This is a genomic window from Faecalibacterium sp. (genome assembly GCF_052358865.1).
Lineage (GTDB): Bacteria > Bacillota > Clostridia > Oscillospirales > Ruminococcaceae > Faecalibacterium > Faecalibacterium butyricigenerans.
Genome location: NZ_DAWCVJ010000076.1, coordinates 1 through 11,202, shown reverse-complemented (window position 1 = coordinate 11,202; position 11,202 = coordinate 1). Strand labels below are relative to the sequence as shown.

General features: G+C 54.5%; 17 protein-coding genes. All 17 read left to right on the top strand.

The genetic code is table 11. The annotated features are described in order from the left end of the window. The coding region (locus ACT8X9_RS10935; RefSeq protein WP_444269005.1) for a hypothetical protein at positions 1-273 on the top strand (273 nt) is incomplete at its 5' end. A gap of 12 nt (positions 274-285) precedes the next feature. Then, entirely contained in the window at positions 286-690 is a 405-nt protein-coding gene (locus ACT8X9_RS10930; protein ID WP_444269004.1) for a phage tail protein, read from the top strand. Then, positions 687-1,013 carry a lysozyme gene (locus ACT8X9_RS10925; RefSeq protein WP_156060157.1) on the top strand — a complete coding sequence of 109 codons (327 nt, stop codon included), beginning with the start codon at positions 687-689 and terminating at the stop codon, positions 1,011-1,013. The genes ACT8X9_RS10930 and ACT8X9_RS10925 overlap by 4 nt, the downstream gene beginning before the upstream one ends. Beyond that, positions 1,006-2,187, top strand: coding sequence for a baseplate J/gp47 family protein (locus ACT8X9_RS10920; protein ID WP_444269003.1), 1,182 nt, complete (start codon positions 1,006-1,008; stop codon positions 2,185-2,187). Before ACT8X9_RS10925 ends, ACT8X9_RS10920 begins: the two co-directional genes overlap by 8 nt. Beyond that, positions 2,180-3,193, top strand: a complete 1,014-nt coding sequence (locus ACT8X9_RS10915) for a phage tail protein I (RefSeq protein WP_444269002.1) — start codon at positions 2,180-2,182, stop codon at positions 3,191-3,193. The genes ACT8X9_RS10920 and ACT8X9_RS10915 overlap by 8 nt, the downstream gene beginning before the upstream one ends. A 54-nt stretch (positions 3,194-3,247) precedes the next feature. Continuing rightward, positions 3,248-3,607 carry a hypothetical protein gene (locus tag ACT8X9_RS10910; protein WP_444269001.1) on the top strand — a complete coding sequence of 120 codons (360 nt, stop codon included), beginning with the start codon at positions 3,248-3,250 and terminating at the stop codon, positions 3,605-3,607. 20 nt (positions 3,608-3,627) lie between these two features. Next, a complete protein-coding gene (locus ACT8X9_RS10905) occupies positions 3,628-4,167 on the top strand; it encodes a hypothetical protein (RefSeq protein ID WP_444269000.1) in 540 nt (179 codons plus the stop codon). Then, positions 4,167-4,583 carry a hypothetical protein gene (locus ACT8X9_RS10900; RefSeq protein ID WP_444268999.1) on the top strand — a complete coding sequence of 139 codons (417 nt, stop codon included), beginning with the start codon at positions 4,167-4,169 and terminating at the stop codon, positions 4,581-4,583. The genes ACT8X9_RS10905 and ACT8X9_RS10900 overlap by 1 nt, the downstream gene beginning before the upstream one ends. A gap of 14 nt (positions 4,584-4,597) precedes the next feature. Beyond that, on the top strand, positions 4,598-5,707 hold the full coding sequence (locus ACT8X9_RS10895; RefSeq protein ID WP_444268998.1) for an SUMF1/EgtB/PvdO family nonheme iron enzyme: 1,110 nt from the start codon (positions 4,598-4,600) through the stop codon (positions 5,705-5,707). A gap of 100 nt (positions 5,708-5,807) precedes the next feature. Beyond that, positions 5,808-6,212 (top strand): four helix bundle protein, encoded by a 405-nt coding sequence (locus ACT8X9_RS10890; RefSeq protein WP_120020105.1) that lies wholly within the window; start codon positions 5,808-5,810, stop codon positions 6,210-6,212. Between the two features lie 229 nt (positions 6,213-6,441). Further along, on the top strand, positions 6,442-7,710 hold the full coding sequence (locus ACT8X9_RS10885; RefSeq protein WP_444268997.1) for a reverse transcriptase domain-containing protein: 1,269 nt from the start codon (positions 6,442-6,444) through the stop codon (positions 7,708-7,710). A gap of 140 nt (positions 7,711-7,850) precedes the next feature. Next, entirely contained in the window at positions 7,851-8,264 is a 414-nt protein-coding gene (locus ACT8X9_RS10880) for a YcbK family protein (RefSeq protein WP_156075096.1), read from the top strand. Between the two features lie 18 nt (positions 8,265-8,282). Beyond that, entirely contained in the window at positions 8,283-8,684 is a 402-nt protein-coding gene (locus tag ACT8X9_RS10875; protein ID WP_120020107.1) for a hypothetical protein, read from the top strand. A 3-nt stretch (positions 8,685-8,687) separates the two neighbouring features. Next, positions 8,688-9,008, top strand: a complete 321-nt coding sequence (locus tag ACT8X9_RS10870; protein ID WP_120020108.1) for a hypothetical protein — start codon at positions 8,688-8,690, stop codon at positions 9,006-9,008. Between the two features lie 146 nt (positions 9,009-9,154). After that, positions 9,155-10,222 (top strand): IS30 family transposase, encoded by a 1,068-nt coding sequence (locus tag ACT8X9_RS10865; protein WP_444268996.1) that lies wholly within the window; start codon positions 9,155-9,157, stop codon positions 10,220-10,222. A 258-nt stretch (positions 10,223-10,480) separates the two neighbouring features. After that, entirely contained in the window at positions 10,481-10,804 is a 324-nt protein-coding gene (locus ACT8X9_RS10860; protein WP_444268995.1) for a DUF4258 domain-containing protein, read from the top strand. Continuing rightward, positions 10,801-11,037 (top strand): type II toxin-antitoxin system MqsA family antitoxin, encoded by a 237-nt coding sequence (locus tag ACT8X9_RS10855; RefSeq protein ID WP_412589408.1) that lies wholly within the window; start codon positions 10,801-10,803, stop codon positions 11,035-11,037. The genes ACT8X9_RS10860 and ACT8X9_RS10855 overlap by 4 nt, the downstream gene beginning before the upstream one ends. Positions 11,038-11,202 lie beyond the last annotated feature (165 nt).

The window sequence follows — 11,202 nt, the reverse complement described above, 5'->3', positions numbered from 1 at the left end:
GTGGAGTACACCGTCAAGGGTGACATGACTTTCAAGGTGGGAAGTTCCACCGTAAAGGTGTGTCAGAACGGAACGGTTGAGATCAAGGGCGTTACGCTGAACTTCAACGGAACGACGGTGAACATCAAGGGATCGACCGTGAATATCTCTGGTGGCTCCGGCGATTGCAAGATCAACGGCATTTCTCTGGTAAACCACAAGCACACTCATTCTGGTGCGGCCACGGCTGGCCCGTATGTTGTTGCTGGCGAAACCGGAACTCCGACACCGTAAGGGGGTGATCCTATGGCATGGGGAAGCATTGGATGCTATGCGGGACTGATATTTACGGTATCAAGTTGGCGTGTCTTGACACCTGACAACATAAACGGAAGCACATCAAGCAACTGGGCCACGCACAGTGTAATCGGCGGCAAAGACAAGAGCGAGTACACGGGGCCGGGTTTGAAGTCGTACCAGTTTGAAATCCAGTTGGTTTCAAAGCTGGGCGTGAACCCGCGCAAAATCTTTGACGCACTCATGAAGCACTGTGAAGCTGGAACGATTGACTACTTCATCCTGAACAACAAACCTATGTCGCAGAATCCGTTCAAGTTGACAAAGGTGACGACGGGATGGGGTGCGGTGCATCGTTTCTGGGGACTGAAAGACGGTAAGGTTACTTTGACGTTGGAGGAATACGCACCGTGAGCGACGATATGGAAACTATGACGCTTGGCGGCTTCGACGTTGAGATTGAGCCGTCTGGCAAAACCGAAGAACTGGATATTTACAACTGTCTGCTGACACTCTATGGCAGCAAAGAGGGAGAACAAGCCCTTGACCGGGAGTTTGGCTTGAACATGGAATGTTTGAGTTTGCCCGCCGAAGCTGCACAGGCGATGCTCACGGCAGAGATCATTCGCAAAACAAAGAAGTACGAGCCGCGGGCGGAAGTGCTGGAAGTGGAGTATGAAACGAGCCACAGCCAGCAAGGACGCATCCGGCCAAAGGTGGTGGTACAGATTGTCTAACATTGCCGAGTTTGCCGATATACCGGAGTACAGCGTTACCGGAAACCTTACGTTGCAGGATGTAAGCAATCTGGTGACGGAAATCTATACCCGGAACTATAAGGCCGTGAACGGTACGGCCCCGCCCCTGAACAAAGCAGACCCGATTATGCTTACCCTGAAAAGCATGACGGAGCTGTACTACATGATGATTCAGATCGCGGAGAAGCGCACCCGCTGTGCGCTGCTGAAAACAGCGACCGGCGCAGAGCTGGACAACATGGGCTTGCCGTTTGGCGTGAAGCGCACCCCGGCAACCTATGCGACGGTGACGGTTCGCTTTACGCTGTCTGCCATTCAGAAAACCGTTGCCATGATCCCGCAAGGAACCCGCGTCAGAACTGCCGCGGGGGTTTATTTTGCCACAATGGACTATGCACAGATCGACATTGGCAAGACCTATGTGGATGTGCTGGCACAGGCCGAAGTGGTAGGCGCGGGCGGCAACGACATTCCGCCCGGTGTTGTTGATACACTGGTTGATGCCATTCCGTATGTGGCGGCGGTGGAGAACACCGACACCAGCAGCGGCGGCGCAGACGTGGAGAGCGACGACAGCCTGACCCGTAGAATCTGGCTTTCTCCCACGACCTACTCCTGCGCTGGCCCAAAGGACGCTTACGAGTTCTGGGCTATGTCGTTTCGGTCGGACGTAGAGAGCGCAATCGCTGTCAGCCCGCGGGACGTGGCCTGCACGGTGTACATTTTCTTCATGCTGACCGGCGGCAAGATGCCGAGCGAAAAGGATATGAGCGAAATGCAAACGTATCTGATGAACGAAGCCCGCCGCCCTATGACAGACCGCGTAATCTGCAAAGCACCGGAAGAGGTGGAATATTCCATCGACTTCACCTATTACATCGGCTCTGGAAATTCCAAAGGAGCAAGCATCGTTCAGGAGAGCGTGGCAAAAGCGGTGGAGGAATTTCAGGAGTGGCAGCGTTCCATTGGTCGGGACATTAACCCGATGGAGCTGATCGCCCGCCTGCGGGCCGCTGGCGTGAAGCGAGTGGAGCTGCGCCAGCCGGTCGATAAGGTGATCGAGAACGGAATGGATTCGGGAAAAGCCGTTGTGCAGATTCCGAAACTGAGCGGAACGCCGACGATCATCTACGGAGGTATCGAGGATGATTAACCTGCGGGACGCAAGGATCACGGACGGCCTGCCGCGGATTGTTGCAGAACAGCCGTGGGCGCAAGTCCTGTCCGCTGTCTACGGAGAATTGCAAGACCGGATGTTTGAATATCTCGACACCGGCATGACGTTCTCCGAAGTGGACACCTGCGACGAGGGTGTGCTGGATCAGATGGCTGTTTACCTCAAAATCGAGTGGTACGACTCCACCGCCGACGTGGAAACGAAGCGGAGAATCGTCCGAACGGCGATTGAGATTCAGCGGTACGCCGGTACGGTCAAGGCCGTCCGGGAACAGGCAAGTGCCGTGTACCCTGATTCCGAGGTAGAAGAGTGGTTCGACTACGGCGGCACTCCGGGCTTCTGGCGGCTGAACGTCAACATTACGGAAGCGGCGGCGCAGTATCACACCATCCGGGAAATGGAGGACTTGCTGGGCTACACCAAACGCCTGTCTGCTCACCTTGAACAGATCAGCTACATGGTGCGGCACAGCATCGGCGTTGGCGTGACGGTGGAGTGCATGGCTTACAAAGTGCCGGAGTGCGGTATTCCGTACTGCGGAACATACTGGAAGCCCGCCCAACTGGGCTACTCGACCGGCGCAGAGCTGGACGCAGCGGCGAACACAGAAGTGTTCCTTGCGTTCCCGAAAATCACCGGCACAATCCCGGAGGTGGCGACGAAAGGTTGGAGCGCAGGACAAGAGCTGCAAACCACCCCGGCGGTGGATGGCTACTCCATCACCCCGGCGGAAACCGGTAGCGGCGTGACCGGCGACCTGCCCGTTACCAGCACAAAGGGCTACACCGCCAATATGCCGCTTTACTCTGAAACCAGAGTGGAAGCATTCACCGGAAGTCCGGGAGAAGCGGGCGATTCGACCACCGGCACAAAGCCGAGCGCGGCAACGCTGGGAACCAGCGCAGCGGCCACGGCGGGCGGTCAGGTGAAAGTCGAAGCGTTCAAGATCACGCCGCGTGTCTGCGGCAAGACCTACCTGTAACAAGCTGCAACAGCCCGCAAGGGCTTTTTCTTTTGCAGAGAAAGGAGAAAGAGGATGGCTTTTTTTACGGATAATTTTCTGAATAACCGCCGCGCTGAACTGCTGCGGGCGGTCACTCGCTTCCAGTACCAGCTCAACAAGAGCACTTGGATTGACGGCGAGATCAACAGCAAGGAGATTGCCGGGACTGCCGTGGTGGTCTATGTCAATGCACCGAGTTCCGGTGCAAAGGACACGATCACCGGTGTGCGCGTCTACGACAACAACGGTGTGCTGGCCGGGAGCCAGAGCGTGAGCCTGTCCCGCGACAGCATCAACGCCGGTCTGCTGCGGTTTACGTTCCCGCTGATCGAGGTCGAACCCGAAGTGCTGCGGCTGGCGGAAGCAAACGCAGAACTGGAAAAGACTTTCTGAGCAAGGAGGGATAGAAGAAAATGCTGATGTTTAAGAGAACCTTTTGGCGCAACCATGTTGAGGATCAGGACGGCAAGGTTATCCAGCAGGGTACATTGCTGGAACAGGATCAGTTCAACCGTATGGAGGTTGGTATCTTTGATTCCAACATGGCAGCGAACATCATCCACATTATGCTGCTCTGGTTCGGTCGTCGTCTGGGTGTGCTGGAAACGTCCAGCAACAGCCACGACACCGACATTGCCAGCATGAAGAACACCGACACGCAGCAGAACAGCCGCTTGTCTGCGCTGGAACCGGAGGTGGCGGCAGAAGTCAAAGAGGTGACGCTGAAAAACGGCAGCAAGTGGCCGTTCGGGATCAACGAGGTCAGCGTGGGACTGGCAAAGACCCGAAAGAATGCCAACTATGGCGTGGACGTGTACGTTAAGAGCTACACCGGCGGGCGGCTGGGGGACATTACCGTGTCCGGTAAGCTGACCAACGGTTTCAAGCTGAAACATGACGGCTCTGCTCAGACCGTCGTGGTCGTTGTGAGAGTAACGGGAGGTATGAACTGATGAATGTTATCGAACTGAACGAGGGCAGAAAGGTTGAGTATGAGCTGCGCGGCACGAAGCTGGACTTCGCAGACGGCACTCTGACCATGAACCTTGCCAAGTACCAGCGTGACTACCCTGTGACCAAGACCATCACCGGCGATGCCGAGGGCAATCTGCTGATCGACGGCAGCGACAGCCGCTTCTATGTCGCAGAGGTAGAAATCCCCGCAATCGAGTATGAGGACGTGGAGGTTGAGGGCGAAGCCGAAAACGCTACCATGACCGAAGCTGTGGAGGGTGAAACCGAAGCAGCAGAGGACACCACGGCGGAAGATACCACCCACAAGACCCACATCGAGCGCAAGGCCAAGCCGCTGAACACCGACGACGTGACCCTGCGCCTGTGGTCTATCGAAGATTTTGACATTCTGTAAGGGAGGAAAAGACTATGGCAACTAACTTTGATGCTACCCGCCTTGCGGTGCAGACTGCATTCCCCACCAATGACCTGCTCTTTGACGACAAGGAAATGCCGTCCATCCATGTGTTTATCCCGAAGTTCCGCCTGTGCGATGTGCTGTCCACCCAGAGCACCGAAACCCACCCGGCGTTCATCGTGAACGGCAAGGAGATTGACGGCTTCTGGTTTGGCAAGTATCAGAGCACCTGCACCGACACTGGCCGCGCATACAGCCTGCCCGCAGAAGATCCCACCGTGTCCCATCCGCTTGACTGGTTCGTGACCCAGACCAACGCCAAGGGCGCGGGCTGGCACGAGATCAGCAATGCAGAGTGGGCGGCGGTCGCACTGTGGTGTCACAAGCACGGTTGTGAGCCGAAAGGCAATAACAACTACGGCAAGGACAGCTCCGAAGCCTACTACGAAGCAATCCCTGTTCCCGGTGTGCAGGACAACGGCAAGACTGCCCGTGTCCGCACCGGCACTGGCCCGCTGACGTGGAGCCACAACGGGCGCATGGACGGCATCTGGGACATGAACGGTAATATTTGGGAGTGGTGCATCGGTCTGCGTCTGGTCAAGGGCGAGTTGCAGATCATCCCCAACAACAACGCCGCCGACAACAGCGTGAGCAACGGCGCATCTAGCAGCGCATGGCGGGCAATCAAGGCCAGCGACGGCTCTCTGGTCGCTCCTGATGGCAACGGCACGACCACCGGAACCATCAAGCTGAACTACACCGGCGGTCACTGGGAGTGGGACACTACGATCAGCGATTCCAAGGACGAGAGCCGTGGTGCGCTGTTCAAGAACACTACCGCCGCATCCAGCGTGGGCGATGCCGCGAAGCTGATCCTTATGTCCCTTGCCTTGATGCCGGACACCGCTCTGACCGGCGATGGTATTGATACAACCTATGGCAACGATAACTTCTGGGCGAACAATGCCGCTGACGAGCGGTGTCCGATCCGCGGCGGCGGCTGGAACCTTGGCGAGAGTGCCGGTGTGTTCCACTTGAACCTCAACAGTCCGCGCTCTAATTCGTGGGCGGCCGTCGGGGGCCGTTCCGCTTTTGTAAAGCTGCCCGCTGAAGCCTGATAAGCTGACGGGCTGCGCGGTAGCGCAGACCAAAGCAAAAATAGAACATAAGGCGCGGTGGGCCAGCGGCCCGCCGCGCTGATTTTTGGAGGTGTTGACTGTGCCGAACGCAGAAGCCGAAGTGCCGCCCCAGCAGGGCGACAAAAAGAAAAAGCCTGAACCGTTCCATTTGGCGGAGAAGATCGGAGAAATGGTTGACTATGGCTACCCGCTCACAATGAGCTTTCCTCGGAAAGACCGTGAGCTGGCCGATGAACTTCGCAGAAGTATGTTGGCAATTCTCCGGTACAGCGTTGAGATCGACCGGCGATATTTCAAAAAGACCACCACGCAAAATATGGACGTGGAGCTGGCCGTATTGAGAAAGTTTGTCCGGCTGGCGGCGAGTAAGGATTTACACGGGGGCAAGTACCCGCCGCCCTTGACGATGCACCAGTATGAAACGTGGGCGAAATTCAACGATGAAATAGGCAGGCTGTTGGGCGGCTACATTGCTTCGCTCTAAAGCCTGCCATTTTCATACGGGAACGGGTTATTTACGGCGTGTCCGATCCGCGGCGGCAACTGGAACAATGGCGAGAGTGCCGGTGTGTTCAACTTGAACCTCAACAATCCGCGCTCTAATTCGTGGACGAACAACGGGGGCCGTTCCGCTTTACACCACAAGAACATTTTTGTTCGGCGGGATTCCACGCCGGATATGGGGGCTGCGATCTACGGGTCGCAGTCGGTGTGTGGGTCTAAAGGAATCCGTTTCCGTTCCGGTCAGCACGACCGGAAAAAATATGTATTGCCGCGAAAACGGAAACGCTACGCGCGGCGCGGTGGAATTGAGGGCAGAAATGCCAAACGAAATAAACACGATTCAAAATGCGTGGAATGTGATCTGCGAGTTTGAATACCTCGTAGAAGCTGACCACTCAGCCCGCAAGGGCAAACGATACCGGGCGGAAGTGCTGGCGTTTACTGCAAATCTGGAACACAATCTGTTTCAGATTCAAGAGCAGATGATCGCCGTGGACTGTCCGCTCGGCCCATACCGGAAACTGTGGGTGTCCGTGCCGAAGAAGCGGTTAGTGATGGCCTTGCCATACCCTGACCGGATCGTGCAATGGTCGCTGTACCAATACCTCAATCCGATTTACGACCGGCTATTTATTGAGGACTCCTATGCCTGTCGCAAAGGCAAGGGAAGCCACAAGGCCGCAGCACGGTTACAATACTGGATGCGGCAAGTAGACCGGAAACCGGGGCCGGGATGGTACTACCTGAAACTGGATATAAGCAAGTTCTTTTACCGTGTGAACCATGCGAAGCTACTGAAAATTTTGGCAAAGCGTATCAAAGACCCGGAGTTGATGAAGTTCCTCGGAAGCGTGGTAAACAGCAGAGCAGAGCCGTTCGGGTTGCCCCGCGGCAAAGCCCCGCAAGATACCCCGCCGGAGGAATGGTTGTACGATGTGGGGATGCCGATAGGCAATCTCACTTCTCAACTCTTCGCCAATATTTACATGAACGAACTTGACCAGTATTGCAAGCACGTTCTGAAAATCCACTACTACATCCGGTACATGGACGACATTGTGATCCTTGGGGAGAACAAGGAAACCTTGCACGAGTGGAAAGCGAAGATCGAAACATTCCTGCATGAAGAGTTGGAGCTTGACCTGAACAATAAAACCTGCATCCGACCGGTGCGGATGGGCGTGGAGTTTGTTGGTGTGCGCATTTGGCCCGCCTACATGAAGCTGCGCAAAAGCACGGTTGGCCGGTTGAAACGGGAGGTCAAGAAAATATCAGAGCTTTACGCTTCCGGGCAGATGGATGAAGAAGCGTTCAAACGCCGTGTTGCCAGTATTAAGGGGCTGCTGGAACACACGGAGAGTGAGAGTCTACGGTGGCGGCTGAACCAGATTTATCTTGATGCTGTACGGAAGTACGGAAAGACAGACCAAGAGGAAACGCTCTGGAAAGGAAAGAACAATGGAAAGAAAGTGGCCTGATCTGTGCGAAACGCTGCTCGGTAAGCTGGAAGCGGCGGGAGTAGACACGACCGCAGAACGCGGAGAGTTTGCCGTGCTGTACGCTGAGTGCTGCGCGGGCGGCTGTGGTAAGGCATTGAGCCGGAAAGGGAAAAAAGAAAATGGCAATTAACGCATATTCGCTGGCAAAGGATGGGGGCAAGAAACTGTCTGCAAACTTTACCGTGAAAGAGTTCCGTTGTAAGGATGGGACTGATCCCATCTTTATTGATGATGCTCTTGTGAAGCTGTTGCAGAATATCCGGGATCACTTCGGAAAGGCCGTGACGATCACAAGCGCATATCGCACTGCCGCCCACAACAAGGCGGTCAAGGGCGCAACGTATAGCCAGCATTGCTACGGCATGGCGGCAGATATTCGGGTGCAGGGCGTGGCCGTAGAAACGGTTGCGGCCTACGCCGAAACTCTGCTGAAAGATACCGGCGGCATTGGACGTTATCCCGTGAAGAACGGTCGCCCTGCTGGTTGGGTACATATCGACACCCGTGCGGTAAAGAGCCGTTGGGTTGGTTAAGAGTAGGAGGAAAACAGTATGGAGAACATTCTGAAAGTTTTTCTGATGGCATTCCCTGAATGGCTGGCTGTCATCTTTATGGTGGTCGGCCTTGTGGTCACGGCACTGGCGGCGGTACGTCTGGGCTATGGCCTTGTTGTCGCAAAGACCGTGTACAAGTGGATCGTCAATGCAGAAGAAAAGTTCGGTAGCGGCGCGGGCGCAGAAAAGAAAGCTCACGTCATTGCCGTACTGCGTGGGTATACCCCCGACTGGCTGGACTGGGCGATCAATGAGCGGACGCTGGACTGGATCGTGCAGATCGTGTTCAACTTCACCAAGAAGAAGCTCGAAGATTACATGGAAAAGAAATCCGCAGAAACCACTACTGTGGCCCACTTCGGTAACGTGGGGGAGGACAACAAGAATCGCAAGGAGTAAACGATGCTGGAATTTATCGTCAAATACTGGGCGCAATGGCTTTTCGGCATCGTGGCGGCAGGTCTGACCGCTGCATACCGTAATCTCTCCAAGAAGATCAAGGCACAGAAAGAGGAAAACAAGGCAATCAAAAACGGTCTGCTGGCAATTCTCCACGACCGGCTGTATCAGGCGTGTACCCATTACATCGAGAAAGGGTACATCGACCTGCCCGGTTTGAAGAACATTGAATACCTCTATAAGAGTTATCACGCTCTGGGAGGTAACGGAACCGGAACTGAATTGTATACGAGAGCAAAGGCACTCCCCATCCGGGACGACTGAGCTAAACTACATCCCCGCTGGTGATCCTACCCGGATCGCTGGCGGGGATTTTTTTGTTGCCCTGCGGTGGCCCCGTTGACAAAACGCCAAAAGTCGGTTACATTTGAAATGCGAAACAAAGCGACAAAGAAAGGAGGAAAAATAACGTGCGAAGATTCAAACATCTAACATGGACAGACCGGCTTCGGATCGAGAAGTGGCTGAACGAGGGCATGAAACCCAAGGACATTGCCAGCAAATTGCGGGTGCATATCTCCACGGTGTACAATGAGCTACACCGCGGGGAGTATCAGCGGCTGGTGGGCGATACATGGGAGCTTGTGAGCGCGTACAGCCCGGACATTGCGGAGCAGAAATACCAAGCGCACCTGCGGGACAAAGGCCCAGCCCTGAAAATCGGCAAGGATCACGAGCTTGCAAACTACATCGAAACCACGATCCTGAATAAAGAGTGCAGCCCGGCAGCGGTGTTCGGATATGCGCAGCAGGAGGGCAAGCAGTTCAAGACGAGCGTTTCTGTGCAGACGATATACCACTATATAAAGAAAGGCTTGTTCCTGAATCTCACTCAAGAAGAACTGCCCCGGCACGGGAAACACAAGCAGGCATATAAGAAAGTCTGCAAGAAAGAAGCTGCTCGCGCCCCGGCGGGGGAGAGCATCGAACAGCGGCCCCCGGAAGTGAAAGAACGGCAGGAGTTCGGACACTGGGAGGGCGACACGGTGTATAGCGGCAAGGGAAAAGTAAAGACGACCTGTGCGCTGTTCACCATGACGGAGCGCAAGACGCGCAACGAGATTATAATAGGAGTTCCGAACCGCAAGGCAGAAACCATTGTGAAAGCGGTTGACGCGCTGGAAAGGAAGCTGGGCGCAAGGAAGTTCCGGCTGATCTTCAAGAGCATCACGTTTGACAATGGCACAGAATTTGCGGCGGCGGATATGCTGGAACGGTCGTGCATCAACAAGACGATCCCGCGGACAAAGGTTTACTTCTGCCATCCCTATTCTTCATGGGAGCGCGGCAGCAATGAACACGTCAACGGCATGATTCGCAGGAAGCATCCGAAAGGCACGGACTTTTCAAAGGTTTCCAAAGAGCAGTTGGCGGCGACAGAGAAGTGGGTCAATGAGTACCCGCGAAAAATCTTCGGGTACAAGAGCAGCGCGATCATGTTCCAACAGTGTTTGAATGAACTTGGCATAGCCATGTAAGAAAAGTGCAACACCACACCCCAAAAGAAAGCGTGGTGATAAAGAAAATACGGCGAACAGAATAGATCAAAGGTTGGCTGCAAGAAAAGTGAAACCTTGACGGCCTATTTGTATTGTTTCAAAATGAACAGAAATCTTTCTGAATTTTTGTAGAATTTAATGGTTGACTTCCGACTGGATGGGGGCTTTTTGCACGATGATTGACGGGATGAGAGGGGAATGCTATAATAAAAGAAAACGAAAGAAGGCCGGCAGAGCGTGGAATTGACGATTGAAAACCTGCGCACACTATCCAGTGGTGGGCGGATATTCCTGACTGCTCACTCTCAGGCTCGGCTTTATGAGCGGGGTATCCGCTTGACGGATATTCGTCAGACCATCCAGAGCGGAAAAATCATTGAATATCGCCCGGACGACTACCGATGTCCGTCGTGTCTGGTGCTGGGCGTGAATCTGGCTGGCCGCTGGCTCCATGTAGTGTGCGGTATCCATGAGGAGGCATTATGGATACTGACAGCTTATTGGCCAGACCTCGAGCACTGGAATGTCTCCTATACAGAGCGAAGAAAGAAAGGGGAATGAACATGACCTGCTTTTTCTGCAAGGGCGAGATGAAGCCCGGCACGACTATCCACACCGTACAGCTAAAGAACTGTGTCGTTGTCATCAAAAATGTTCCCTGTATGAAGTGTGAACAGTGCGGTGAGGTCATTCTGTCGGCAGATACGATAGAAAAGATAGAGCGTATTTTGCAGACCGTCGAAAAGGCTGTGGCAGAGATCACGGTCGTAAACTTCCCGGATTGTGCTGCATAAAAAATAAGGAAGCCGCCGTGCAGAGCGTTTGCACGGCGGCTCTTTTTTGTCAGAATGCCTGCTTTGAATCATGATAACTGTGCGATTTGCCAAAAATCGAGGAAAAGGTTGACAGGATGCCGGGGGGGGGGGGTATATTTGTGGTGGGATGGGGCGGCAGTTTGT